Raw genomic sequence first — 25,803 nt, 5'->3', positions numbered from 1 at the left:
ATCGAATGAACAAGGCATTCAAACCCTATCCGTTCACCGCGAAGCAATACAAGGCGCGTGTGCCCGAACTGAAGCAGGGCGTGGACGCGAAGCGTCATGCCGTGACGATCGTCGGCGGCGGGCCCGTTGGCCTCGCCGTCGCGCTCGGTCTCGCGAATCATGGCGTGCGATCGGTGCTGATCGAAGCGGACGATTCCGTCTGCTACGGCAGCCGCGCGATCTGCATTTCGCGCCGCAGTCTGGAGATCATCGAGCGGCTCGGCGCCGTCGAAGGCTTCCTGAAGACGGGCTTGCCGTGGACGGGCGGACGCAGCTTCTACCGCGACACGGAAGTGCTTCACTTCACGATGCCGCAGGACGAAAACCAGAAGCTGCCGCCGATGGTCAACCTCGCGCAATATCACATCGAACAGTTCCTGCTCGACGCAGCGGAAAAGCGCGCCGATCTGATCGACATCCGCTGGCAGACGCGCGTGAAGTCGATCGACGCGCGCGACGACGGCGCGACGCTGCAACTCACGACAGCCGATGGCGATTACGCGCTCGACACCGATTGGGTCGTCGCGTGCGACGGCGGGCGCAGCACGATACGCGAAGCGCTCGGACTGCAATTGCAGGGCACGAGTTACGAAGGGCGTTATGTGATCGTCGATATCGAACTCGACAGCGAGCGTCCGACGGAACGGCTCGCTTATTTCGATCCGTCGTCGAATCGGGGTTCGACCGTGCTCGTGCACAAGCAGCCCGACAACGTGTGGCGCATCGACTACCAGTTGCGCGACGGCGAGGACGCCGAGCAGGCCGTGAAGCCTGAAAACGTGATGCCGCGCGTGCAAAGCCTGCTCGACATGATGGGCGAGAAGGGCGAATGGGCGCCGATCTGGATCACGATCTACAAGGCCAATGCATTGACGCTCGAACGCTACCGGCACAACCGCGTGATGTTCGCGGGCGATGCCGCGCACCTCGTGCCGATCTTCGGCGTGCGCGGCGCGAACTCGGGCATCGACGACGCGGACAACATCGCGTGGAAGCTCGCATTCGTCGTGAAGGGCCTGGCATCGCCGGCGTTGCTCGACAGCTATTCCGACGAACGCGTCGCCGCGACGCACGAGAATCTCAGCTATGGCACGAAGAGCACCGAGTTCATGGCGCCGCCTTCGTTCGCGTTCGATCTGATGCGCAGAGCCGTGCTGAGTCTTGCCGTCAAACATCCGGCCGTGCGGTCGCTGATCAATCCGCGGCAGACATCGGCGATTACATACGCTCAGTCGCCGCTGAATGTTGCGGATGGCGATGCGTTCGCCGCGGGCCCCGTGCCGGGTGCCGTGCTGTCCGAGTATCCCGTGACGATCGCGGAAGGCGGCCAGGCGCGCGAGGCCCATCTGACCGATCTCGTCAGTCCGCGTTTCACTGCGCTGTGCTTCAGCGACGAAGGCGATGTGCCTGCCGGATTCAACGGGCTTGCTGAAACGATGCGCGAACGCGGCGTGCCGTTCAGGATCGTGCCGCTGAGCGCGCGCCTGCATCCCGAGACGAACGGCGTGCACGCGTGGGACCACACGGGCCGTCTGTTCGAGCGTTACGACGCGAAGCCGGGCACCGTGTATCTCGTGCGTCCCGATGGCCACGTGCTGGGCCGCTGGCACAATGCGCGCGCCGCGGAAGTCGAAGCGGCGATCACGCGCGCGCTGTCCTGATCAACTGACTGAACGAATGGAGAACGCGATGACCGATGCAGAACTCGATGTCGTCTATACGCGGCTGTGCAAGACGATGACGCAACTGGGCGAGGCGCATGCGCCGCTGTTTCTCGCGCGTTTTGCGCTGCTGGCGATCCAGAAGGTCGACGATCCGGATGTGTCGCTGAGCCTGATCGATGCGGCGAGCGAAGGGATGGGAGATTAACGGCCGGCCCCTTTTTTGAGATCTTGGGCGGGGGCTCTTCAATACAATTCGTGCCCGGCTGTTTCCCCCAAGTTCGGGAATCATCCCGATCGTTGGCAGTCCGGAAACACCAGGAGCACGAATCAATGCAAGCAATAGAAGCAAGCGCGAGTCAACCGGCGCAAGCCATGCACGGCGATAACAAATAGCATGGCGAGAGGAATACTGGCTGCGGCTTTTATCTGGGTGATCGGCGTGGAGATCGTGGCCTGGTGGTGCATCGACGTGAGCACGCTCGGCGGCGAGGCGTTCTGGCCGGACGTCGTTTGGGGCGTGACGCCTGTTTCGATTCTCGCCGGCATGTTGGCCGGCCGCGCGGGAAGTCGTGGGCGGCTGGACAGGCGCGCGGACAACTGAATCGTGTCGGCGAAGCATGTCGGCGAGGCGTTACGCTGCGGCGTCGAGTGCCGGCCGCACACGTCCTATTCCGGCTCGCCTTCCTCTCCTTTCTCGCCTTTCGCCAGTTCGTTGATCAGCGCATCGACGGCCACATACAGATCGTCGACGATCTGCGTGCCGACCTGCTTTTCCAGCGCGCGATATTCGGTCTCCAGAAGCGGCGCCATCCGTTCGACGGTCTCCGCGCTCTGCGCCGTCAGCGACACGCGCACGCGCCGCTGATCGTCTTCGAAACGCGCTTTCGTCACGTGACCGAGATCCTCCATGCGCGCGAGCACGCCGGCGAGACTCGGGCTCGAAATCGTGCAGAGCGCGCATAGCTGGCGCGGCTCCAGCGGGCCGTTTTCGTGCAGTGCGCGAATGATGCGCCATTGCTGCTCGGTGAGCCCCTGCGCCGTCAGCAGCGGACGAAAGCGCGCCATCATGAGTTCGCGCGCGCGCAACAGCAGCATCGGCAGATTGCGATGCATCGGGCGCGGCTCGGGAGTGCGGGACCGGGTCATGAACGTCGACGTCGAAGCGAGAAAAAAGCGATTCGCTAGGATATAAGCAAAGCGGTCCGCACGACAGTGGCGCGAACCGGTTTTGAGATCTCGAATGCTTTTTTGGCGCTGGCTACAATCGGTCGCTGGGCCGGCTGTCGCGCGACGCCGACGGGAGTCGGACTGTGCGATGCGAAAGCGCCAAACGGCAAACGGCAAACGGCAAACGGCAAACGGCAAACGGCAAACGGCAAACGGCAAACGGCAAACGGCAAACGGCAAACGGCAAACGGCAAAAACCGCAAACCGCAAACCGCAAACCGCAAACCGCAAACCGCAAACCGCAAACCGCAAACCGCAAACCGCAAACCGCAAACCGCCCAGGAAATACCCTTGGATAGCTATCCCCGACCATGCGGTCGGTTTATTCTACGAAACTTCGCTGTTTTTCCCTGATAGTGGGGGCATTGTGTTCGTCCATCACCAGTTCTTCGACGATGCCGATCAGCACGCGGCCGCGCTGCGGGGCTGGGATCAGCGTTACGACCAGATCGGGCCGGGCGCGTTTCGCAGCGCCGTGAAGCAGATCGAGCTGAACGGCGTGCACCTCTTCCATGAGTCCGCCAATTTGCGCGTCGTGCAGCGCGGATACTTGCCGCCTGATCAGATGACCTTCGGCGTTCCGCTCACGGGCGCGGGCTCGTTCACGTTCGGCGGCGCGCGCGTCGATCGCGGCGCATTCGTGATGGCGCGGGGCGGCGAGCCATTCGAGTTTCATTCGCCCGATGAGATGTCGCTGGTCGGCGTCGTGATCGGCTCGGACATGCTGCAAGGCATCGCCGACAGCGCGGGCGTCGATCTGGCCGATGCTCTCTTTCGACGTTCCGTCGTCGATATTCCGAACGCCGCGTGCGCACGCGCCGGCTTGCAGATCGCGGCGCTGCTCGAAAGCGTGCTCGCGCAGCCCGACGCATTCGACGATGCGCGCGCGCAGCATGCGCTGCGCAGCCGCGTCGGCGAGGTGCTCGTCGATCTGCTCGCGTATCACGTGCCGGCATCGACGAACCGGCTCACACACGCGTGCCAGTCCGATATCGTGCGGCGCATTCACGACTTCGTGATCGAGCATCCCGAAGAGCCCTTCGACATTCAAAGCCTCTGCACGCAGTTGCGCGTGAGCCGGCGCACCGTGCAGAACAGCTTTCAGGCCGTCGTACAGACGAGCCCGTTGGCATATGTGCGTTCGCTGCGTCTGTCGCAGGTGCGGCGTCTGCTGCTCGATACGCGGCAGGCCGACCTGTCGGTCAGCGACGCCGCCGCGCAATGGGGATTCGTGCACCTTGGGCATTTCGCCAATGCGTACAAGGCGCAGTTCGGCGAATTGCCTTCGCAGACGGCACGGCGATCGTCACGCGCACCAGTTGCACGATGACGCAGATCGAACTGACACAGGTGGTGCTCAAGTATTTCGACACGCTGTCTGAGCGCCCTGTGAAGGCGGCGAAGAGCCGCTAGCTAGCCGATAACTCACTGAGAACCACAGACGCGAAGTGGTCGCGCAAAACTTAATGCGTCGCGCAAAAAAAAGAATCCGCGCTCGCACGAACGCGGATTCAAACGCACGCTTGAGCGGAGAGTGCAAGCGGCTTGATCGTCGACAGACCTTGACGAGGAGAGAGCGGTCTTTCGCGCTTATGCTGCCGGCCCGCGCTTAGGCATGGTTATGCGCAGGATTGCGGCACGCGCCGATCTGCACATTCGAGTCGTTCCACGCCGAGCCCAGGATGATGCTGCAGAAGTTCAGGCGCTTGTATTCCGGGTCTTTCAGCGCGAGCACATCGGCCTTTACGTTGCCGAACGTCGTCAGCGGCTTATGCTTTGTGCCGTTCGCGAACGCTTCGATGATGTTCTCCTTGAAGCGCTCGCCGCGCGGATGTGCAGCCACCACGAGCTTGCGGTCCTCGGACGAGAATTCGTCATACGCGAGACCCAGCACGTCCATCTCGACGCCCGCCGTCACCAGCGCGACCACGGGCTTCTTGTACTGCGGAATGCCTGGCGTCGTATGCAGCGCGATCGCGTCCCACACCATGTCGATGTCGTTTTCGTCGATGCCATAGCCTTGCAGGAAATTGCGCGCTGCATTCGCGCCGTCGACTTCGAAGCGGTCGTGCTTGCTGCTGTACTTCTCCATCAGGCCCATGTCATGAAACATTGCGCCGATATAGAGCAGCTCCGGGTCGTACTTCAGCTGCTTGCGCTCGCCCGTCAGTGCGCCGAACAGAAACACGCGGCGCGAATGGTGATAGAGCAGATCGGTTTCGGTGTCGCGCACGAGTTGTGTCGCCTCGCGCGCCAGCTTGCTGTCGGGGATCTTGATGCCTGCAATGATTTCGCTCATGTCGGGTTCTCCTGGACGTGTTCGGCGGTGCCCGTTCGCTTTGCCGATGCGAGCGAGCGGCGTGTGACCAAAGTGTAGGGAGAGCCCTTGCGCGCGGCAAAAGCATTGATACGCGCGATGCTGCCAACCGTGCGCGGTTTTCTGCCAACGTCCGCCGATGGCGCTTCAGGTGAGGATTTTCGGGAGCTTCGCAGCGCTTTCGAAGCAGATCACGCGTGCCTGTTTTACGCGTGCCTGTTCCGCGCGCGCACGGTGCGCGTGTACGACGCGATCATCGTCGCGAGTTCCTGCGCGGCGGGCGTGAGCGGCGCGGCCGCGCGTTGCAGCACGCACACCTGCTGCTCGCCTGCGCGTTCGCGCACGTTGATCGTCGTCAGCACGCGTGCAAACGGCCCGCGTTTCGTGACCACCGATGCCTCCAGCGACAGACAATCCGTTTCGCTCACGAGATGCAGCGACTCGAACAGCCCTTCGACCGTCGCGACGATTGTCGGCGGCTTCAGCCGATGGTTCCTGAACAGATCGTTGAGCCGATGCGCTTGCGGATCGTCGGTGAGATTGGGCGAGCGCGTCGCGATCCACGCGCAGTCCGCGAGTTCGGCAAGCGACTTCGCGTGCGCCTTCGGATGACCGCGCCGGCACACGACGACGGGATCGGACGCGTACAGTTTCGTGACGGAGAGATCGGTCGTATCGGTGTGCTTCGACACCAGCGCGATCGCGAAATCGAGCGTGCCTTCGCGTATCCACGAGATCATCATGCGCGACGTGCCCGTCCGCATATGCACGGCGACGCGCGGGAAGCGCTCGCGGAACTCCGTCAGCACGGGCGCGCCCGCGTCGATCAGCGGCTCGGTCGTCATGCCGAACGTCACCTGTCCCGTGTACTCGCCGCGCAGTTGCTGCGCCTCGTGTTCGGCGCGCGCACATTCGCCGAGGATCGTCGCCGCGCGTTGCAGCATCCGTTGCCCGAGCGCGGTCAATGCGATGCCTCGATTCGTGCGCGTGAAGAGCGTCGCGCCGAGCATCGCTTCGAGGTTCTGCAACTGCTGCGTGATGCCGCTCTGCGCGATGCCGAGCGCGCGCGACGCGGCGCGGATGCTGCCGTGCTCGGCGACGGCGGTGAATACGCGTAGCTGCGAAGGGGCATCGTCGAAAGAGGGGAAATGCGGCGGAAATCGCGCGTTCGGTAAAAGTGATCATGATAGACAAATTTGCACTTTTTCGGATCACGGCTGCGCCGTACGATCGAGCGCAACTGCTTCCCTTCCGTCGCCTGACAGCCATGAAGAAGACACCGCTGATCCTTCTCGCCGCATTGTGTTTTGCGAACCACGGCACGAACGCGCGTGATAACGACGCGATCCGCCTCGGCATCGACCCGACCTATCCGCCGATGGACGCGAAAGCGCCCGACGGCAGCCTGAAGGGTTTCGACGTCGATCTCGGCAATGAAATCTGCAAGCGCATTCATGCGCGCTGCGAGTGGGTCGAGCTGGAGTTTTCCGGCATGATTCCCGCGCTGCAGGCGCGCAAGATCGACGCGATCATGTCGTCGATGGCGATCACCGCGAAGCGCGAGCAACAGATCCTGTTTTCAGCGAAGCTGTTCCAGTTCAAGTCGCGTCTGGTCGCGCGCCAGGGCGCTGGATTGAACGGCAGCGCACCCGCGACGCTCGCCGGCAAGCAGATCGGCGTGCAATCGGGCACGCAGTTCGAGTCGTTCGCGCAGACACATTGGGCGCCCGCAGGCGTGCACGTGGTCGCGTACAAAGGCCAGGACGAAGTGTTCAGCGACCTGATCAATGGGCGTCTCGACGGCGCGTTGCTCGGCACCGTCGAAGCGGACTATGGCTTTCTTCGCATGCCGCAAGGCAAGGGCTTCGCGTTCGTCGGCGAGCCGCTCGATATGGGCGATCGCGGTGTCGGCATCGGACTGCGCAACGACGAAGCCGCGTTGCAGGCGTCGATCAACACGGCCATCGCGTCGATGCTGAAAGACGGCACGTACGCGCAGATCGCGCACAAGTATTTCGACTTCGATCCGTACGGCAACTGACCTGCAACCGACCCGCAACCGACCCCGCAACCGACACGCGGATCATCCCTCAAGCGACCGACCGATCAAGCAAAAGTCACATGAACAGGCAATCGATTCCGCTACTCTCGCCGGCCGTCGGCACCTCGCGCGAACTCGTCGCGTTTCATTTCGGCCCGCAAAACAGCGGGCAAAAAATCTACATTCAATCGTCGCTGCACGCGGACGAAACCCCCGCGATGCTCACAACGGTGCTGCTCAAGCGCCGTCTCATCGAACTCGAAGCGCAAGGGCTGCTGAACGCCGAAATCGTGCTCGTGCCCGTCGCGAATCCCGTCGGTCTCGGGCAGCATGTGCTGGGCCAGTTTATCGGCCGCTTCGAAGCGGGCAGCGGCAAGAACTTCAACCGGCATTTCATGCAGTTCACGGCGCTGCCCGATCGCGCGAAAGACCGGCTCGGCGACGATGCGCTAGCGAATCGCAATCTGATTCGCGAACTGGTGCGTGAACAGCTGGACGCGCAAAAGCCGCTCACCGAATACGAGTCGCTGCAACTTGCGCTGCTGAAGCTCTCATACGATGCCGACGTCGTGATCGATCTGCATTGCTCGCTCGAAGCCGTGATGCACATCTACACGAGCGAGGCGGGCTGGCCGGAGATCGAGCCGCTCGCGCGCTACCTGCGTTCGCAAGCGTCACTGCTCGCGACCGACTCCGGCGGCCAGGCATTCGACGAAACGCACAGCCTGCTGTGGTGGCACCTGCAACAGCAGATGCCCGCAGGCAAGCCGGTGCCGACGGGCACCGTCGCGGTGACGATCGAATGCCGGGGACAGCGCGACGTGTCCTACGAAGTCGCGCAACGGGACGCGGATGCCCTCGTCGACTATCTGACGTATCGCGAGGCCATCGAGGGCAACGCGAAGCTGCTGCCCGAACTGCCGATGCCCGCGACGCCGCTGGCGGGCAGCGAGCAGTTCTATGCGCCCGTGAGCGGCATCCTCGTGCATCGGGCGAATATCGGCGACATGATCCGCGTCGGCGATCCGCTGTTCGATATCGTCGATCCGTTGACGGACGAGACCACGACGCTCACCAGCCATACGGAAGGCGTGTTCTACATGCGCCGGGCGATCCGTTTCGTGACGGCGGGCGCGCCGCTTGGCCGGGTGACGGGCACGCGGGCTGTCCGGACGGGCGTGCTGCTCGGCGCATAAGGTTGCCCGGCAAGTTGCCGGCGAGATTGCCGGTCGGAGTTGCCGAGTCCTCGGGCGAGTTTAGGCGCATAAACTCGCCGTGCGTGGGACGCGGCATGCGGCGCGAGCCTCTGCCGCGCCGCATGCCGCAGCACTGCGTCAAGCCACGTTGAACCGCTCGGCCGGGACGCTGCGCGACAGGTTCGGCCCGAGTGCCGCGCGGGCCGATTCGAACGCCTGCCAGTCGGCGTAATCGGGCAGCGACGGAATCGTCGCCAGTTCGCCGCGATCGAAGCCGACGAGCGATGCATCCACCATCTGTTCTGCCGACATCACGATGCCTTGCTCTTCGAGCATTCCGATGGGCACGCCCGCGACATCGAAGAACTCGGTGCGGGTCGCGCCCGGCATCACGGCTTGCACCTTGACGCCCTTGCTCGCCAGTTCGTGATGCAGCGATTGCGTGAACGCGAGCACGAACGCCTTCGTGCCGCCATAGACGCCGTTCAGGATCTCCGGCGCAATCGCCACGATCGACGCGATGTTGATGATGTTGCCGCCGCCGCGCGCGACGAACGCGGGCGCGATTGCGTAAGTGAGCCGCGTGAGCGCGACGACGTTCAGCTTGATCATCGATTCCATCGTATCGACGTCCGCATCCAGCAGCGGCGCGGCCGCGCCAAAGCCCGCGTTGTTCACCAGCGTCGTGATGCTTGCGTCCGTGCGCAGCAGGTTCTCGACGCGACGGATATCGGCGTCGTCGTTGAGGTCGGCAGTGACGATTTCGACCGAGCGGCCCGTTTCGTTCGTGATGCGCGTGGCCAGTTGTTCGAGACGCGCGCGGTTACGAGCGACGACGATCAGATCGTAGCCGCGGCGTGCGAGGCGATCCGCGTACACGGCGCCGATGCCCGACGAGGCGCCCGTGACGACGGCCGTGCCAATGCTTGGGTTCAAAGAATCCGGATTCGAAGAATTCGACATGACAATGCTCCTGAAGAAAGGTGGCAGCAGGTTCGACATCGCGTCGACTGCATGTCCGCAAGATTAGGGGCATACTCACATGGCCTCAATGTCATAGATGCCACCTTTTAGGACATCACTGGAGGGAAGCCATGCTGCGCGTCGGAATCGTTCTGTTCCCCGGTTTTCAGGTGATGAATCTGGGCATGACGACGGTGTTCGAGTTCACCAACCGTGAGGTGAGCGAGCCGTTGTACGAATTCGTGCTGCTCTCCGAGCGCGGTGGGCCGGTGCGCTGTTCGTCGGGCTTTACGGTGACGACCGAGCCTTTCGACGACAGCCGCTTCGACACGATCCTGATCGTCGGCGACAACGACCTGCTGCCGTCGACGCCGTCGCTGATCGAGTTTCTAAAGCGCGCGGCGCCGTCCGCGCGGCGCGTCGCGGCGGCGTGCACGGGCGCGTTCCATCTGGCCGAAGCCGGGCTGCTCGACGGACGGCGCGCCACGACGCACTGGTTTTACGCGGACGACCTGCGCAAGCGTTACCCGGCGGTGAAAGTCGAAGAGGACCGCATTTTCATCATCGACAACCACGTGTGGACGTCGGCGGGCATGACGGCATGCTTCGACCTCGCGCTTGCGTTCGTCGAGAAGGACGCGGGCGTCGAGCTCGCGCGCCACGTCGCGCGCAAGCTGGTGCTGTATCACCGGCGCGCGGGCGGGCAATCGCAGTTCTCCGCGCTGCTCGAACTGGAGCCGAAGTCCGATCGCATCCAGACGGCGCTCTCGTACGCGCGGCGCAATCTGCACACGCCGCTTTCCGTCGAGCAACTGGCAGACGCCGCGCATCTGAGCCCGCGCCAGTTCACGCGGGCGTTCAGGGAGGAGACGGGGCAGACGCCGGCGAAAGCGGTCGAGCGCTTGCGCGTCGAGGCGGCGCGGCTGATGCTCGAGACGGGACGGCACGGCGTCGATGTGGTCGCGCGCGACACGGGCTTTGGCGACCGCGAGCGCATGCGACGCGCGTTCTTGCGGGCGTATGGCCAGCCGCCGCAGGCGATTCAACGGCTGACGCGCGGGATCGAGTGAGCAGCCGCCATCACCTGATCGACACTCACGCGCGCCGCTGCGCAACAACAGCCTGCGGCGCGCGCATTCCAGCCATTCAGATCGTCAGTTTCGAGACCTTGGTGCCCGCGAGCGACACGTCGGCCATCAGTCCCGAGTTCGTCATCACGATGGCTTCGACGGGCGCGGTCGCCGTCGAGGTATCGATTGCGCCGTTCGCGCCCACCTTGATGAGCGCCACCGATGCATCCGCGCCCGCAGACCAGCCCTTCGAGTTCTGGAACGTGTCGAGCGCGTCCTGTGTCATGAACAGGAAGATGAGCGCCTTCGACTGCGCGCCCGCCGTGAGGCCGAACGATCCGGAGACCGTGCTGTAGTAGCCCGCCGTGCTGCCGCCGACACGTAGCGCACCCTCGCCATACTGCCCGCCGACGACGAACCCGACCTGAAGCACGGAAGGAAACACGAGTACGCCGCGCGCCTTCGCCACCAGTTCGCGCGAGCCCTGCACGCTGGTATAGAGCTTCGCCATCGTGCCGTCGACGCTCGCATCGATCGACTGGCGCTTCGACATGTCCGTAGCGGCCGATTCCCCGCTACGCGTCGTGGTGCTGCAACCCGACAGCAACAGACCGCCGTACGCGAGGGCAGCAACACTTGCTGTTACGAAGTGTCTTCTTTGCATTGTCGTTCTCCGTCTATGAAGCATTAGGGAAATGCACATTTGCGCGCGCGATGTCACGCAACACGGCATGCGTCCGCGATCACGCGCGCGGCCCTCCCGATCTCAAGCGCTCGACCCTCGTAGCATTGGCATGACGATCGGGAACAGTAGATCGAAGTGGTCCATCAGCGAAGGATGTTCGGGTGCGTAGACATACGGAAACCCGACAGCCGCGCTGCTTCAACCAATATCAGAAATGCGCGGAACTTGCGAAAAACAGTCGCCTGAATAGCACTAAAGAGACCCGTGACGCCGGGCGATTCTTCATGAGGTAGCGCCAGTGTGTCGCGAGGCGAAACGCCATGCGTGATCGTTTCCCTGGGCGAGCCACCGGAAACAGAAATCGCCGCGTGGCAGCGGCGATTTTCGATTCAGACCTATGCAGCGAAGGCGCGCTGGCGACTAGTGCGACTACTGCGGCGACGCAGTTGCACCCGATGCCGGCGATGCTGCAATCGCGGGCGCGCTGTCGAGTGCCGTCGTTTCGTGCGCGGGCATCATCGGGACGGTGGGGACGAGGGGTGTCAGCGGGGCGATGGGAGCCGCAACCGGCGCTGCGGGTGTTGCAGGCACTGTCGATGTTGGTGTCGCCGTTGCCGTTGCCGGTATCGTAGTTGCCGCCGTTGGCGCTTGCGCGGCAGGCATGATGACGGGCGCCGCGTTGCCACCCAGCGTCGCGGGCATCGGCGTGACGACGAGCGCGGGCGGAGCGGGGGGCATCGGCAGCGGCGTGGCGCTGATGGTATCGCCGGGCACGGGTGAGCTGCGCACCACGTTGGCAAGATAGTGGCCGACGAGATCGAAGAAGCCGTTATAGAACTTGCCCGACTGGATCGTCTCGCTGGAGATTTTCACCATCGCGTCGCTGTTCGAGCGGATAGGCAGCGACAGCGAGCCGAGCACGCTCAGCCCGACGCTCGCCGACGTATCGCTCTTCTTCAGCGCATAGCCGCTCTGCACCGCGTTCGCATAGACGATGCTGCTGTTCGTCGCATCGTCGCCCGCCGTGCAGACGATATGAAATTCGACGGTGAAATGCGAGTCGCTGGCGGGCTGGAAATTCTTGGTCGCGTCGACGGTATCGGGGCGCACGAGCGTCGTCATGTAGCCCTGGCTCAGCAGCGCGCGGCGCGCGCCTTCGCAGGCTTCCGTGCTTCCCACCTGGAACGTGCGTGTATAGGGGCTCGCGCTGCTGTTGACGAAGTCTTCCTGAAGCTTCGCTTTGGGCGGCGTCGAACACGCGGCGAGCACGGCAAGCGCGGGCAGGGTCAGAGCGAGAGCGACTCGGGACGGGCGGCTGAACATGGCGAAAAAAGCGGACTACGAGACGTCGGACGGCAAGCATTGTAGTGCGGTTTCAGCCAAGCCGTTATTACGGGCGGCGATGGGCGTGCGGGACGCAACGCATACCGCAACACGTGTCGCCGCATCTGGCGACAGAAGCTGCAACGCGCGTAAAACGGGGCGCGGACGCGCGCCCGCGCTGCACATGGCCGCAAGCGAGGCCACAACCCGTTCGCCAGCGCATGACGAACGATTTCGCAAGCTGCGCAGCCCCCAACGCACCCGGCTTTGCGCAACGCGCGGCAGATCGAGCGAAAACATTGTTCCGACGAATTCATCCGACTTGACCGTCACCTTGCCGCCATGCCTGTGCACGATCTGCGGACGATGTGCAACCCGAGCCGGAGGCATTCGCGCGACCGTTCGCCGGCGCCGTTCGAGCCGAATGCCTCGGACAGGTGCGGCAGTACGCCGGCGGGAATCACGCCGCGATTGCTGATCGTCGGTCTGATCCAGTTCGGTGCTTCGCCGTCGACCTCGACGGCAATCGCGCTGTCGTGCTCGCCATGGTGCAATCGTGGCCACGGCCATCAGCATTTCGTTTGCTTCCAGCAACTGGCGCGTGGTCGGCAGCTGATCGGCGAGCTGCCGCTTGTGCTGCTCCAGCTGCCCGAAATACGTCGACGTTCGATTGCAGGACGCGCGGATCGAATGCACGCGAACGGTATCGCGTGCGGCTCTGCGAACTGAACGACGATTACTGGCTTGCGCCTTGCCCGATGCCCGCCTTCTTCTGCGCGTCTTGCAAATCCTGCGGGTAATTCGGATCGTTGCGGGACGGTTTATAACCCGCGTCCTCGAGCTTCTTCAGTTCTGCGTTGCGCTTTGCGCGCGCTTCCTTGCTCGCCTGCTTGCGCTGCGCCTTGGTCGGCTTCGCGGTTGACGCGGCTGCGCCCGCCGTGCCCGTGCTGCCCGAGGCGTCCGTGTTTTGGGCGAACGCAGGCGCGGCCGCGCCGACTCCCAGCGAGGCCGAGGCGAAGAGGACAATCAGTTTTCTCGCGATGTTCATTGCTTTCTCCTGTGCCATGGAAGATGGTTGCTGGTCTCACGTCGGACGACACGCCGATCCGGCCAGTCCAATGTATCCGACACGCAGGGATCGCGCCTGGAAGGGGGCCGCGTTTGTTCCGGTCGTTCCAATCATCCGCGATCGTCCCGGTAAAATCGGGCGGACCTGTCGCACTGCTCTTGCAGACACCATCCAGAACGAAGGGAGACCCGATGTCCATTGCTGCCACCGTTTATCGCGGCGCCATCGTCGAGAACACGCACGTCGCGCATGTTGCCGTCGTCGATACGGAGGGACGGCTGTTGGCTTCGTGCGGCGACCCGTCGCGCGTCACGCTGGTGAGATCGGCGGCCAAGCCGGCTCAGGCGCTGGCCGTCGTCGAAACGGGCGCGCTCGAACGCTTCGGTTTCGACGAAGCGGACCTCGCGCTGATGTGCGCCTCGCATAACAGCGAAGAGCGGCACATCGAACGCGCGCGCAGCATGCTCGCGAAGGCGCAGGCCACCGAGGCCGATCTGCGCTGCGGCGGCCATCCGCCCATTTCGGATGACGTCTACCGCGAATGGATTAAACGCGACTTCGTGCCGGGCCCCGTGTGCAGCAACTGCTCGGGCAAGCACGCGGGCATGCTGGCAGGCGCGCGGGCGATCGGCGCGGCGCTCGCGGACTATCACCTCGCCGGACATCCGTTGCAGCAGCGCGTGAAGCGCACCGTCGCGCAGGCGTGCGATCTGCCCGACGACGGCGTGCAATGGGCCATCGACGGCTGCAATCTGCCGACGCCCGCCTTCGCGCTCGACCGGCTGGCGCGTCTCTACATGAAGCTCGCGCGCGCGGCCGACGCGCAGGCGCCGTCGGGTTCGCGCGACGACGAGGCGCTTGCCCGCATCTATCGCGCGATGACGTCGCATCCGGAGATGGTCGCGGGCGAGGGGCGGTTCTGCACTGCGCTGATGCGTGCGTACAAGGGCGCGCTGGTCGGCAAGCTCGGTGCCGACGCGAGCTATGCGATCGGCGTGCGGGCTTCGGCGCAGACGGCGAAGCTCGGTGCGAAGGGCGCGCTGGGCATCGCCGTGAAGGTGGAGGACGGCAACTCGACGATTCTCTATGCGATCGTCGCGCAACTGCTGACGCAACTGGGTATCGGCGATGAAGTGCAGCAGCGCGCGCTCGATCCATTCCGCCTGCGAACCATGCGCAATACGGTCGGCCTCGAAACGGGCCGCGTCGAAGTGGCGTTGCGGCTCAGCACGGTCCACTAGAACCGGCTCGACCGGCTAAGACCCGTCGGAGCCCGCCTGGTTAGAGGGCGGGTCGTCATCGTCGGGGGCGTCGAACATCGCCTGGCATTGCGGCGACAGCTTGTCGTAGTGGGCCTTCATGCACGCTTCGATCTTCTGCCTGTTCGGGATGTGGATCGCGCAGAACTTGATCGCGTCGTGCTTGCAGGCCCTGGTCTGTTCGTCGCGCGTGGCGGCCGTGCCGACGTTCGCCGCCGCCACGCATGCAACAAGGAAGGCTAGTGATTTCAGCTTCATTGCCGTGGTCCGTGTCGAGGTGAATGCGCTTGTTGCTTCTCTGATCACGCCTCTTGTCGTTCGGTTCGAGGGTGGCCGCCGGCGCCGCTCGCGTTCGATTCGAGCAAAGCAGCCCGTCCGATGACGATCAAGCAAAAAATGAACCCAACCCCATTGGTCGTACACGTGACGATATGAGCCGATCGACATGACGCGCGCCGCGCAGACATCGTTGAAGCAGAAGGTGGCGCGTGTCCCCCATGCTATGCTTGCATGGCCCATACGGAGCGATCGCGCGAGCCTGATCGATGGCGCGCCGCAACGGGATCGGTCCGGCCATCCGCATACGCACGGTTAAAACAAATAGATCATGGACTACCGGCATCTTCAGAAACGCAAAAGCCTGCATGCGCGGATCGTGCAGGAGCTCGGTATTGAGATCGTCAGCGGCCGGCTGCTGCCGGGCGAACGGTTGCCCGCCGAGGCGACGCTCTGCGAAAAATACGGCGTGAGCCGCCCCGTGCTGCGCGAAGCGACGCGCGTGCTCGTGGCAAAGGGCCTCGTGATTTCGAAGCCGCGCGTGGGCAGCGTCGTGCGGCCGCGTGAAGAGTGGCACATGCTCGACCCCGACGTGCTCTACTGGACGCTCAACAGCATCCCCGAAGGCGAGTTCTTTCAGTCGCTGATGACGGTGCGCCGGATCATCGAACCGGCAGCGGCCGCGCTCGCCGCAACGGCGGCAACCGACGAAGACCTCGCGCGCATCGGCTGCGCATATGAGCGCATGGAACGCGCGCAAACGGCCGGCGATCTGCTCGAGCCGGACCTCGAATTTCATCGCGCGATCATGGCTGCGACGCACAACGACATGCTCGGCTATATCGGCAACATGATGTCGCTGGCGCTGTCGGAATCGATCAAGCTGACGAGCCGCCATCCCGACACGTATGCGCTGTCGCTGCCGCGCCATAAAGCGATTTTCACGGCGATCGAGAACCGCGACCCGCTCGCCGCGCGCCAGGCAAGTCTCGTGCAGCTCGAAAACGCGCGCGCCGACGCCGATACGATTCTCGGCATCGACACGCAGACGCCGGTGCGTACCGCGTGAAGTGAGTCGCGCAGCCGCGTCGTGCCAGCACTGCTGTCAGCGCTGATTTCAACGCAACATGAACGACATCGCTGACAGACAGTTCAGCGTGCGCACAGCGTGCTCGACGGATGGTGTCGAAAAGCGCAGTGTGACGCCGTCCACGCGTTCCAGCGACGGCATCTGACCGAACAGATCCGCGAGCGCAGTGGTTTGCACGCGCAGTTCGATATCGACGGGCTGGGGCGTTGCGCGTTGCAAGGCGTCGCGGCCTGCATGGCTCGCGACGACATCTGTGGCTGCTTGCCTGATCGCGATGCACGCACGCTCCGGCGTCAGCGTCGAGCCGCTTGCGTAACCCGTCGCGTGCTTCGTGACCACGAACGTCGCCTCGGGAAACAACGGCTTCGTTTCTTCGGCGAATACATCGTCGCCGGAAAGCAGCGCGACGCGCGCGCCGTATTCGCTTGCGAGCGCGCCGTAGAGTCCCGCTTCGCCCACCTCGCGACCGTTCATCTTCACATGCGTGAATGCAAAGCTGTTGATCGTGTGAGCGAGCACGCCGCGGCTTTGCGCCATCGCGTGATAGCCGATCATGAACACGAGTTGCGGACCGTATTCGAGGCCCGCCGTCATGCCGAGCGTGCGCGGCTTGCCGAGTATCACGTTCGCGCGCGCATCGAGCATGTCGGGCAGCAGATTGCGAAAGCCGCCGTGCGAGTCGTTGACCCACACGTGCGTGGCGCCGCCCGCGAACGCGCCTTCGATTGCCGCGTTGGCTTCGAGCGTCATCCAGCGGCGGGCGCGCTCGTATTCGCTGTTGCCGGCGCGCGTCTGCTCGGGATTGACGACGCCCGCGACGCCTTCTATATCGACGGAGATCAGGACTTTCATGCGTTGCGTTGCTTGAGACGTTGTTCTAGATCGGGCACTGCGTCATGCAGCGACAGACGTGTGTGGCCGTCGCGACCCGTGACCGACGTAGCGGACCATAGCGCATCGACGATCGCCTGCTCGACGCTATCGGCGCACGCATGGAACAGCGGATCGAGGCGCGCATCGTTGAGGAGCGGCGGCGTCGCGATGTAATCGCCTTCATGCGCGACGGTCCAGGCCGTCGAGAACGCGAGCGCGATGTCGCCGCTGCCGTGTCCGTAGACCGAGCCCGTGCGCGCGAGACCGGCGGCGGCGCGCATCGAAAGACGCTTGAGCTGGCGCGAGTCGAGTGGCGCATCGGTGGCGACGATCATGATGATCGAGCCTTGCTCGGGCTTCGTTGTAGCCGCGAGTGCCGCCTGCTTGCGCAGCGCAAGTGCGAGTTCGCGGCCAACAGGCACGCCGTCGATGGTCAGCATCGGCAGACGGCCGAAGTTCGCAAGCACCAATGCCCCGACCGTGAAGTCGTGGCCGGCCGCGCTAACCAGGCGCGAGGAAGAGCCGATCCCGCCTTTGAAATCGAAGCACGACATGCCGCGCCCCGCGCCGACCGAGCCGCGTTCGAACGAAGCGGCCGCTGCATCGAGCGCCTGTGCGTAGTGCGTCGGCTCAATCGCGGGCGCCTGAATGTCGTTGAGATACCCGTCGTTGCATTCGAACACGAGCGGATTGACGGTCGGCCACCCGCGCCCGATCTGCGGATTGCTCGCGATAGCGGCGCGAATCTGCGCCTGCGCGACGGCGGCGACACCGAACGTGTTGGTCAGCGCGATCGGTGTTTCGAGCACACCGAGCTCGTCGATCTGCACGAGGCCGATGCTCTTGCCGAAGCCGTTGATCACGCTCGCGGCAGCAGGCACCTTGTGACGATACGGATCGTCGCGATGCGCGCGGATCACGGTCACGCCCGTCTGGATCGCGTCTTGATCGAGCGTGCAATGACCGACGGTCACACCGGACACATCGGCGATCGTGCCAAGCGTGCCCGAAGGCAGCACGCCGATATGCTGCATGTGCGGAATCTGCGGCGCGTTCATGGCCGGTCCAGCTTCGGATCAAGCGCGTCGCGCAAGCCATCGCCGAGCAGGTTGAACGCCAGCACCGTCAGGAAAATCGCGAGACTCGGGAAGAGCGCGATATGCGGCGCCGTGACCATGTCGGCGCGCGCTTCGTTGAGCATCGCGCCCCACTCGGGCGTCGGCGGCTGCGCGCCGAGTCCGAGAAACGACAGGCTCGCGGCCGTGATGATCGACGTGCCGATGCGCATCGTCAGATACACGATCACGGACGAGATCGTACCCGGCAGAATGTGCCGCATGATGATCGTCCAGTCCGATGCGCCGATGCTGCGCGCCGCTTCGACATACGTCAGGTGCTTGAGCATCAGCGTATTGCCGCGCACGAGCCGTGCGAACGCGGGGATGCTGAACACGGCCACCGCGCAGATCACGTTGATCATCCCGTTGCCGAGAATCGCGACGATGCCGATTGCGAGCAGGATGCCCGGGAACGCGAACAGCACATCGGCGACGCGCATCGTGATGCGGTCCCACCAACCTTCGTAATAGCCCGCAAGCAGGCCGAACAACGTGCCGACGATCGCGCCGATCGCCACCGAAACAAACCCCGCCGCCAGCGAGATGCGCGTGCCCGCGACGATGCGGCTGAAGATATCGCGGCCCAGCGAGTCGACGCCGAACCAGTGCGCAGCGGATGGCCCTGCGTTCAGCGCGTCATAGTCGAAATAGTTTTCGGGGTCGAACGGCACGATGTGCGGCCCCGCAATCGAAACGGCGACGAGCAGCAGCACGAACACGCCCGCCGCGAGAGCGACATGCTGCTTGCGGAACTTGCGCCAGAACTCGCTCCACGGCGTGCGGATCGCACGCTCGCCGTGAGGGGATGCGACGGCGCGTGTGTTGTCGGCGGTCGTGCTCATGCGTGCCTCACTTGAAACGAATGGTCGGATTGATGACGGCATACAGCACGTCCACGACCAGATTGATGACGATGAATTCCAGCGAGAACAGCAGCACTTCGGCCTGAATCACGGGATAGTCGCGCATCGCGACGGCGTCTACCAGCAGGCGTCCCATGCCCGGCCAGTTGAACACCACTTCGACGACGATCGAGCCGCCGAGCAGAAAGCCGAACTGCAAGCCCATCATCGTGACGACGGGAATCATCGCGTTGCGCAGGCAATGCTTGATAACGACCCATTGCTCCGCGACGCCTTTCGCACGTGCCGTCCTCACGTAGTCTTCGTTCAGCACCTCGACGAACGATGCGCGCGTGAAGCGCGCCATCACGGCGGCGACGGCCGCGCCGAGCGTAATCGACGGCAGCACATAGCTGCGCCACGACCCGTCGCCGACGATGGGCAGCCAGCCGAGCTGCACTGAGAACACTTCCATCAGCAGCATGCCGAACGCGAACGCGGGGAACGAAATGCCCGACACGGCGAGCGTCATGCCGAGCCGGTCTGGCCACTTGTTGCGCCACACGGCCGACACGATGCCGATCGCCATGCCGAAGATCACGGCCCACACCATGCTGACGAGCGTCAGCATCAGCGTCGGCATGAAGCGCTCGCCGATCTCCGCGGCGACGGGGCGCTTGCTGCGTGTCGACGTGCCGAAGTCGCCATGCGCGATGCGCACGAAGAAGTTCGCGAACTGCTGCGGCATCGGCTTGTCGAGGCCGAGATCGGCGCGCACGAGCGCGACCGTTGCATCGTCGGCTTCGGGGCCGGCCGCGAGCCGCGCGGGATCGCCGGGCAGCAGGTGCACGAACAGGAACACGAGGCCGGCGACGATCACGAGTGTCGGCAGCAGGCCCAGCAGGCGTTTGACGAGAAAGTTCAGCATGAGAGCGATCCGCTATCGAAGAGCATGCGCGGCGTGAAGCGAACATGCCCGTCCCGAAACGCGCGCTTCGGAACGGGCATTGCGCGCTTACTTCACTGCGATTTCATCGAAGTTGAACGAGCCGTCCGGCGCGACATACGCGCCCGACAGACGCTTGCTGCGCGCGTAGACGATCTTCTCCTTGACGAGGAAGATCCACGGCGCGTCGGTCCAGATGCGCTTTTGCGCGTCGCCGTAGAGCGCGGCCTTCTGCGTGCGGTCCGTCGTTTCGAGTGCCTTCGACAGATCGCTGTCGACGGTATCGTTCTTGTAGTAAGCCGTGTTCACGAGCTTCGGCGGGAACGACGACGACGCGAGCAGCGGCGTGATGCCCCAATCCGCTTCGCCCGTCGACGACGACCAGCCGATGTAGTACATGCGCACGGGCGCCGTCGCCGGGTCTTGCGCGCTTTCCACCTTCGCGACGCGCTGGCCTGCTTCGAGCGCCTCGACGCTCGCCTTCACGCCGACTTGCGCGAGCTGCTGCTGCACGAACTGGATCGTCTTTTGCGACGTCGAGTTGTTGTACGCCGACCAGAGCGTCGTCTCGAAGCCGTTCGGGTAGCCCGCTTCCTTCAGCAGCGCGCGCGCTTTTGCCGGGTCATACGGCCACGGGCCGAGCTTCGTCGCGTAGTCGACGCCTTCGGGAATCACGCCGTCGGCGGGCACCGCATAACCGGAGAACGCGACCTTCGCGAGCGCTTCCTTGTTGATCGCGTAGTTGAGCGCTTCACGCACCTTCGGGTTGTCGAACGGTTTCTTCGTCGTGTTCAGGCTGACGTAGCGGTTGATGATCGACGGCGTCGCGATGATGTCGACCTTCGGGCTCGACTGCAGCGTCGCTGCCTGCTCGAACGGAATGCGGAACGCGAAGTCCGCTTCGCCCGTGCGCACGAGCGCGGCGCGCGTGTTGTTGTCGACGACGGGCTTCCAGTCGATTTCGTCGATCTTCGGATAGCCCTTCTTCCAGTAGCCAGCAAATTTCTTCACGGTCAGATCGCCGGCGGGGTCCCACTTCACCAGCTCGAACGGCCCGGTGCCGACGGGATGGAACGCGATGTCCTTGCCATACTTCCTGATCGCGTCGGGAGACATCATCACGGCCGACGGATGCGCGAGCACGTTGACGAACGCCGAGAACGGCGCCTTCAGCGTGATCTTCACCGTGTACGGATCGATCACTTCCGTCTTTTCGATGCGGCTGAACATGTTGTAGCGCTTCAGCTTGTTCGCCGGATCGGTGATGCGGTCGAACGTGGCCTTCACGGCGGCCGCGTTGAAGTCGGTGCCGTCCTGGAACTTCACGCCCTGGCGCAGCTTGAACGTGTAGACGCGCGCGTCGGGGCTTGCTTCGTAGCTCGTCGCGAGCACGTTGACGAGCTTCATGTCCTTGTCGAAGCCGAACAGGCCCTGGTAGAAGGACTTCGAAACGGCTTGCGAGAGCGTGTCGTTCGCGTCGTAAGGATCGAGCGTCGTGAACGTCGAGTCGACGGCCATCACGGCCGTCTGCGCCGCATGAGCGGCACCGGACGCGAGCATCGCAAAGACCAGCGCGCCGCTCGTCACGAGCGAACGCAGGCGCAACGGTTGAAACATCGAGGGCGTAGTCATCGGTTCTGAACTCCACTGAGCAAAGGAACTGCTTGTTGTCATGCCGCTGGTCCGCGCGGCTTCTGTGTGCTGCCGGTAATGCGCGATGGGCCTTGCCTGCCCGATCGAAAAGCTAGTAAGCGCCGCCGATCCGATGCGCGGCTACGAAATGATCCGGCCCGACGGCGACGAGCGGCGCGACAATGGGTTCGTCGTCGAGTGTGCGAATCGGGCTCGGCAGTTCGTCGGCAGCGAGCATGCGCTTCGCGTGGCGGCGCGCCGGATCGGCGACGGGCACGGCGCCCATCAGCTTCTTCGTGTACGGATGCTGCGGCGATTCGAACACCGCGCGGCGCGGGCCGATCTCGACGATCTGCCCGAGATACATCACCGCGACGCGATGACTGACGCGCTCGACAACAGCCATGTCGTGCGAGATGAACAGATACGCCACACCCAATTCGCGCTGCAGATCGAGCATCAGATTGACGATCTGCGCCTGCACGGAAACATCGAGCGCCGACACCGATTCATCCGCGATCACGACTTTTGGATTGAGCGCGAGCGCGCGCGCAATCGCGATGCGCTGACGCTGGCCGCCGGAGAATTCGTGCGGATAACGGCGCGCGGCATCGGCGGGCAGGCCGACCTTGTCGAGCAGCCACGCGACGCGGTCTTGAGCCGCCTTGCCGCTCGCGACGTTGTGCACGAGCAGCGGCTCCATGATCGAGAAGCCGACCGTCAGACGCGGATTGAGCGACGCGAACGGGTCCTGGAAGATGAACTGGATATCGCGCCGCAACGCCTGCAACGAAGGGCCGTTGAGCGAGCTGATGTCGTTGCCGTCGAATTCGATGCTGCCGCTCTGGCTTTCGACGAGACGCAGCAGCGAGCGTCCCGTCGTCGACTTGCCGCAACCCGATTCGCCGACGAGCGCGAGCGTTTCGCCCGCATGCAGATCGAAGCTGACGCGCTCGACGGCATGCACGCGGCCCGTCAGCTTGCCGAACAGTCCGCTGCGCACCGGAAAGCGCGTGACGAGATCGCGTACGCGGAGTATCGGCTGTGCAGTTTGCTTCTGCGTGGCTTCGGCTTGCGCGGCGCGTGCTTCGCTCGAAGGCTGCGCATGCTCGCCATCGAGCGTGAGCAACGGAAACTTCGCGGGCGCATTCGTGCCCTGCATCGAGCCGAGCTTCGGCACGGCGGCGAGCAGCGCCCTCGTATAAGGATGCGCGGGCGCGGCGAAGAGCGCGCCCGATTCGCCTTCTTCCACTTTCTCGCCGCGATACATCACGAGCACGCGATCCGCCACTTCAGCAACGACGCCCATGTCGTGCGTGATGAAAATCACGCCCATGTTCATCTCGTCCTGCAGGCCGCGTATCAATTGAAGGATTTGCGCCTGGATGGTCACGTCGAGCGCCGTGGTCGGCTCGTCGGCGATCAGCAGCGACGGCTTGCACGACAGCGCCATCGCGATCATCACGCGCTGCCGCATGCCGCCCGACAGTTGATGCGGATAACGCGCGGCCACGCGGCGCGCTTCGGGAATGCGCACGAGATCGAGCAGACGCAATGTTTCCGCGTGCGCATCGCTGCGGCTCATGTTCTGATGCAGCGCGATCGCTTCGCCGATCTGATCGCCCACCGCGAACACAGGGTTGAGCGACGTCATCGGCTCCTGGAAGATCATCGCGATGTCCGCGCCGCGAACGCCGCGCATCGTCGCTTGCGAGGCCTGCGCGAGATCGAGCACGGTGCCGTTGCGCCGGCGGAACGCGATGCTGCCGTTTGCGATGCGTCCGCCGCCGTATTCGACGAGGCGCATCAACGCGAGCGACGTCACCGATTTGCCCGAACCCGATTCGCCGACGATCGCAAGCGTCTCGCCGCGATCGACGGTGAGCGACAGGTCGCGCACTGCGTCGAACGTGCTTTCGCCGCGACGGAACGACACCGTCAAACGGTCGATATCGACGACGCGTTGCGGCGGCAGGCTATCGAGCGGACGTGGCTGTTTCGGCGTGTTCGTCACGATGATTTCTCCTGGCGTCTGTGGCAATGAAGGCATGCGGCACGTTGTGTCTAGCGGTAGATCGCCGTAACGGGCGCTTCGCCGACGCGCGCATAGCCGCGATACATGCCTTCCGTGTTGAACGGCAATACGACGTTGCCGTGCGCGTCGACGGCGATCAGGCCGCCGCGTCCGTCGATGCGCGGCAGGCGGTTCATCACGACATCGTTCGCCGCCTCTTCCAGCGAGACGTTGCGATAAGCCATCTGCGCGGCGACGTCGTAGGCGGCGACCATGCGCATGAACATTTCGCCCGAGCCTGTGGTCGACACGGCGCAGGTGGCGTCGTCGGCATAGCAGCCGGCGCCGATCAACGGTGCGTCGCCGACGCGGCCCAACTGCTTGTTCGTGATGCCGCCCGTCGATGTGGCAGCCGCGACGTGGCCGTACAGATCGACGGCGACCGCGCCGACCGTGCCGAACTTCCGGTTCGGATCGATCGGCTCGTGCGGCAACGCATCGTCTTTGGCTTGCATCGCTGGCGTTTGCGCGGCGAGCGTCGCGCCGTCGTGGTCGAGCATCGCGCGCTGCTGGTCGCGCGCGAGCTGCCACTGACGATGGCGCGCGTCGGTGTGGAAGTACGACGGGTCGACGAACTCGAGGCCCTGGGCTTGCGCGAAGGCTTCTGCGCCCTCGGCTGTGAACATCACGTGCTCGCTGTATTCGAGCACGTGACGTGCGGCGACGATCGGATTGCGCACGCGCTTCACGCACGATACGGCGCCCGCTTGCAGCGTGCGGCCGTCCATGATCGACGCGTCGAGTTCATGCGTGCCCGCCGACGTGAAAACAGCGCCGTGTCCGGCGTTGAAGAGCGGGCAGTCTTCGAGCAGCCGCACGGCTTGCGTGACGGCGTCGAGCGCGCTGCCGCCGTCGGCGAGCACGCGTTGCGCAGCGGCGAGCACGGCGCGCAACTCGGCGTGATAGCGGGCTTCCGCATCGGGGGCCATCGACGCGCGCACGATCGTGCCCGCACCGCCGTGAATCGCGATTACCGCTTTGGACGTCATTGCTTTTTCTTCGCTCGGTTAGAGGTTGGTCGCGGGGTCGGCCGCGCATTTGCCCGCGTGGCCGTCTTCGTGGTCGCCTGCATCGCGGACGTTTCGGTAAGCCAGGGGAGCACGAACGCCGTCATGTCGGCGGCTGCCTGGGCCGAACGCTTCGCGCGATACGCGACGGCGTCGCACAGCGCTTCGATCACCGCGAGCACGGTCGCTTCGGACGTCGCGGCAAGACGCCGCTCCGCGCGGATGAAGAGCGAGCGCGTGGCCAGCGCCGCGAGCGGCGACGCCGGGCCGTCCGTCAACGCGAGCACGTCGGCGCCAAGGCCGGCGGCACGGCGCGCAAGCTCGATCGTGTCGTCGACATAGCGCGGGAACGCGATCGCGATCACCAGATCGCCGCTGCGCGCGTTGAAGAGGCGGCGCGCGGCGTGCGTCGGTCCGCCGATCAGCGCGAGCGACTGCACGTTGTCGTGATACGGCAGCAGGTTGTGCTCCATCAGGCTCGCGAGGAAGGCGCTCGCGCCCGAGCCGAGGATGAACACGCGCCGCGCGCCGATGATCGCTTCGACGGCGGCTTCGGCGGCTGCGCTGTCGATCGCGTTGCGCGTCGTGCCGAGATTGGTGGCGGCCTGTTCGAGCGATGCGCTGAAGAGTTCGTCGCCATTGGTCTGCGACTCCTGCGCCGAGCGCAAGCGTTCGACGGGCGCGAGCGTCGCTTCGAAACCGCGCACCAGCGCTTCGCGAAACGCCGGATAGCCGTCGAAACCGAGCGCGCGCGAAAAGCGGTTCGCCGTCGCGACGGATGCGCCGACGGCCGTCGCCAGTTCGTCGATACGCATGGTCGCCGCGCGAAACTGATTGGCCAGCACGAACTCGCCCATGCGCCGGTGGACGGGCGTGAGGATCGGCATCGCGGCCGTGATGCGGGCGGCGATGGCAGGCTCTGAGGCGGCGGAGGGCGTCGGGTGACGGGGCATCGGGTGGTGCGGGTTGTGTGCGTGGTCGGCAATGTAAGGAAATTTACAGCGAATGTATACGGAGAAAATAAATTTTCACAGGGGGTAGGGGTTTTCACGAGGGAAGTGCGTGGGTCGCTTGGGCGTTTGTGAGAGGAGA

General features: G+C 64.4%; 24 protein-coding genes and 2 pseudogenes. 9 read left to right on the top strand and 17 right to left on the bottom strand.

Annotated features, from left to right (window positions below; translation table 11 throughout):
- The first annotated feature begins 5 nt into the window (after nt 1–5).
- The 3 genes from BMW76_RS04845 to BMW76_RS40180 all read left to right on the top strand — a co-directional run bounded on the left by BMW76_RS04845 (nt 6) and on the right by BMW76_RS40180 (nt 2,304).
- Entirely contained in the window at nt 6–1,700 is a 1,695-nt protein-coding gene (locus BMW76_RS04845) for an FAD-dependent oxidoreductase (RefSeq protein ID WP_090863679.1), read from the top strand.
- Nucleotides 1,701–1,728: 28 nt separating this feature from the next.
- Nucleotides 1,729–1,908 (top strand): hypothetical protein, encoded by a 180-nt coding sequence (locus BMW76_RS04840; RefSeq protein ID WP_090864302.1) that lies wholly within the window; start codon nt 1,729–1,731, stop codon nt 1,906–1,908.
- A 189-nt stretch (nt 1,909–2,097) separates the two neighbouring features.
- Nucleotides 2,098–2,304, top strand: coding sequence for a hypothetical protein (locus BMW76_RS40180; protein ID WP_143062209.1), 207 nt, complete (start codon nt 2,098–2,100; stop codon nt 2,302–2,304).
- 65 nt (nt 2,305–2,369) lie between these two features.
- Here BMW76_RS40180 and hpaR read toward each other — a convergent pair whose 3' ends face one another.
- Nucleotides 2,370–2,816 carry a homoprotocatechuate degradation operon regulator HpaR gene (gene hpaR, locus BMW76_RS04835; RefSeq protein ID WP_090863677.1) on the bottom strand — a complete coding sequence of 149 codons (447 nt, stop codon included), beginning with the start codon at nt 2,814–2,816 and terminating at the stop codon, nt 2,370–2,372.
- A gap of 481 nt (nt 2,817–3,297) precedes the next feature.
- Here hpaR and BMW76_RS04825 point away from each other — a divergent pair, with 481 nt between their 5' ends.
- A complete protein-coding gene (locus BMW76_RS04825; protein WP_090863675.1) occupies nt 3,298–4,260 on the top strand; it encodes a helix-turn-helix domain-containing protein in 963 nt (320 codons plus the stop codon).
- Nucleotides 4,261–4,539: 279 nt separating this feature from the next.
- On the opposite strand, the gene BMW76_RS04820 is transcribed toward BMW76_RS04825, so the two are convergent.
- Together BMW76_RS04820 and BMW76_RS04815 are read right to left on the bottom strand one after the other, a co-directional pair.
- Nucleotides 4,540–5,229, bottom strand: a complete 690-nt coding sequence (locus BMW76_RS04820) for an HD domain-containing protein (RefSeq protein WP_090863673.1) — start codon at nt 5,227–5,229, stop codon at nt 4,540–4,542.
- A 224-nt stretch (nt 5,230–5,453) separates the two neighbouring features.
- Nucleotides 5,454–6,371 (bottom strand): annotated as a pseudogene (locus tag BMW76_RS04815) (LysR substrate-binding domain-containing protein); the annotation flags it as partial.
- Between the two features lie 143 nt (nt 6,372–6,514).
- Here BMW76_RS04815 and BMW76_RS04810 point away from each other — a divergent pair.
- Complete coding sequence (locus BMW76_RS04810) at nt 6,515–7,288, top strand: transporter substrate-binding domain-containing protein (RefSeq protein WP_090863669.1); 774 nt, start codon at nt 6,515–6,517, stop codon at nt 7,286–7,288.
- Nucleotides 7,289–7,368: 80 nt separating this feature from the next.
- Entirely contained in the window at nt 7,369–8,484 is a 1,116-nt protein-coding gene (locus BMW76_RS04805; protein ID WP_090863668.1) for a succinylglutamate desuccinylase/aspartoacylase family protein, read from the top strand.
- A 138-nt stretch (nt 8,485–8,622) separates the two neighbouring features.
- Here BMW76_RS04805 and BMW76_RS04800 read toward each other — a convergent pair whose 3' ends face one another.
- Nucleotides 8,623–9,447, bottom strand: a complete 825-nt coding sequence (locus tag BMW76_RS04800; protein WP_090863666.1) for an SDR family NAD(P)-dependent oxidoreductase — start codon at nt 9,445–9,447, stop codon at nt 8,623–8,625.
- Between the two features lie 131 nt (nt 9,448–9,578).
- Between BMW76_RS04800 and BMW76_RS04795 the strand changes: the two genes are divergently transcribed.
- Nucleotides 9,579–10,517 carry a GlxA family transcriptional regulator gene (locus BMW76_RS04795; RefSeq protein WP_090863664.1) on the top strand — a complete coding sequence of 313 codons (939 nt, stop codon included), beginning with the start codon at nt 9,579–9,581 and terminating at the stop codon, nt 10,515–10,517.
- A 76-nt stretch (nt 10,518–10,593) separates the two neighbouring features.
- Here BMW76_RS04795 and BMW76_RS04790 read toward each other — a convergent pair whose 3' ends face one another.
- From BMW76_RS04790 to BMW76_RS04775, 4 genes and pseudogenes are all read right to left on the bottom strand, one after another.
- Nucleotides 10,594–11,181: a BPSL1445 family SYLF domain-containing lipoprotein gene (locus tag BMW76_RS04790; RefSeq protein ID WP_090863662.1), complete on the bottom strand. Its 588-nt coding sequence runs from the start codon at nt 11,179–11,181 to the stop codon at nt 10,594–10,596.
- 450 nt (nt 11,182–11,631) lie between these two features.
- Nucleotides 11,632–12,525 carry a DUF2242 domain-containing protein gene (locus BMW76_RS04785; RefSeq protein WP_090863660.1) on the bottom strand — a complete coding sequence of 298 codons (894 nt, stop codon included), beginning with the start codon at nt 12,523–12,525 and terminating at the stop codon, nt 11,632–11,634.
- Nucleotides 12,526–12,798: 273 nt separating this feature from the next.
- Nucleotides 12,799–13,222, bottom strand: a pseudogene (locus tag BMW76_RS41775) (ATP-binding protein); the annotation flags it as partial.
- 39 nt (nt 13,223–13,261) lie between these two features.
- Nucleotides 13,262–13,573, bottom strand: a complete 312-nt coding sequence (locus tag BMW76_RS04775; protein WP_090863658.1) for a DUF4148 domain-containing protein — start codon at nt 13,571–13,573, stop codon at nt 13,262–13,264.
- Between the two features lie 212 nt (nt 13,574–13,785).
- Here BMW76_RS04775 and BMW76_RS04770 point away from each other — a divergent pair, with 212 nt between their 5' ends.
- On the top strand, nt 13,786–14,835 hold the full coding sequence (locus tag BMW76_RS04770; protein WP_090863656.1) for an asparaginase: 1,050 nt from the start codon (nt 13,786–13,788) through the stop codon (nt 14,833–14,835).
- A 15-nt stretch (nt 14,836–14,850) separates the two neighbouring features.
- Here the strand turns inward: BMW76_RS04770 and BMW76_RS04765 are convergent, their stop codons facing one another.
- Nucleotides 14,851–15,111 carry a hypothetical protein gene (locus BMW76_RS04765; RefSeq protein WP_090863654.1) on the bottom strand — a complete coding sequence of 87 codons (261 nt, stop codon included), beginning with the start codon at nt 15,109–15,111 and terminating at the stop codon, nt 14,851–14,853.
- Between the two features lie 349 nt (nt 15,112–15,460).
- Between BMW76_RS04765 and BMW76_RS04760 the strand changes: the two genes are divergently transcribed.
- Nucleotides 15,461–16,198 carry a FadR/GntR family transcriptional regulator gene (locus tag BMW76_RS04760; protein WP_090863651.1) on the top strand — a complete coding sequence of 246 codons (738 nt, stop codon included), beginning with the start codon at nt 15,461–15,463 and terminating at the stop codon, nt 16,196–16,198.
- A gap of 48 nt (nt 16,199–16,246) precedes the next feature.
- On the opposite strand, the gene BMW76_RS04755 is transcribed toward BMW76_RS04760, so the two are convergent.
- The 8 genes from BMW76_RS04755 to BMW76_RS04720 form a co-directional block, all read right to left on the bottom strand.
- Nucleotides 16,247–17,071 carry a M55 family metallopeptidase gene (locus BMW76_RS04755; RefSeq protein WP_090863648.1) on the bottom strand — a complete coding sequence of 275 codons (825 nt, stop codon included), beginning with the start codon at nt 17,069–17,071 and terminating at the stop codon, nt 16,247–16,249.
- On the bottom strand, nt 17,068–18,150 hold the full coding sequence (locus BMW76_RS04750) for a DmpA family aminopeptidase (RefSeq protein ID WP_090863646.1): 1,083 nt from the start codon (nt 18,148–18,150) through the stop codon (nt 17,068–17,070). Before BMW76_RS04750 ends, BMW76_RS04755 begins: the two co-directional genes overlap by 4 nt.
- Nucleotides 18,147–19,052: a glutathione ABC transporter permease GsiD gene (gene gsiD / locus BMW76_RS04745; protein ID WP_090863644.1), complete on the bottom strand. Its 906-nt coding sequence runs from the start codon at nt 19,050–19,052 to the stop codon at nt 18,147–18,149. The genes BMW76_RS04750 and gsiD overlap by 4 nt, the downstream gene beginning before the upstream one ends.
- A gap of 7 nt (nt 19,053–19,059) precedes the next feature.
- Nucleotides 19,060–19,980: a glutathione ABC transporter permease GsiC gene (gene gsiC, locus BMW76_RS04740; protein ID WP_090863641.1), complete on the bottom strand. Its 921-nt coding sequence runs from the start codon at nt 19,978–19,980 to the stop codon at nt 19,060–19,062.
- Nucleotides 19,981–20,067: 87 nt separating this feature from the next.
- Nucleotides 20,068–21,630 (bottom strand): glutathione ABC transporter substrate-binding protein GsiB, encoded by a 1,563-nt coding sequence (gene gsiB, locus BMW76_RS04735; protein ID WP_090863640.1) that lies wholly within the window; start codon nt 21,628–21,630, stop codon nt 20,068–20,070.
- Between the two features lie 112 nt (nt 21,631–21,742).
- A complete protein-coding gene (locus BMW76_RS04730; RefSeq protein WP_245763117.1) occupies nt 21,743–23,680 on the bottom strand; it encodes a dipeptide ABC transporter ATP-binding protein in 1,938 nt (645 codons plus the stop codon).
- A gap of 14 nt (nt 23,681–23,694) precedes the next feature.
- Nucleotides 23,695–24,693: an isoaspartyl peptidase/L-asparaginase family protein gene (locus tag BMW76_RS04725; RefSeq protein WP_090863638.1), complete on the bottom strand. Its 999-nt coding sequence runs from the start codon at nt 24,691–24,693 to the stop codon at nt 23,695–23,697.
- The gene (locus tag BMW76_RS04720; RefSeq protein ID WP_090863636.1) at nt 24,690–25,664 is read right to left on the bottom strand and encodes a MurR/RpiR family transcriptional regulator; all 975 of its coding nucleotides are present in this window, start codon (nt 25,662–25,664) and stop codon (nt 24,690–24,692) included. The genes BMW76_RS04725 and BMW76_RS04720 overlap by 4 nt, the downstream gene beginning before the upstream one ends.
- Nucleotides 25,665–25,803 lie beyond the last annotated feature (139 nt).

It is taken from the genome of Paraburkholderia diazotrophica, assembly GCF_900108945.1.
GTDB lineage: Bacteria > Pseudomonadota > Gammaproteobacteria > Burkholderiales > Burkholderiaceae > Paraburkholderia > Paraburkholderia diazotrophica.
The sequence above is the reverse complement of the archived record's forward strand: the minus strand, read 5'-3'. Positions and strand labels throughout refer to the sequence as shown.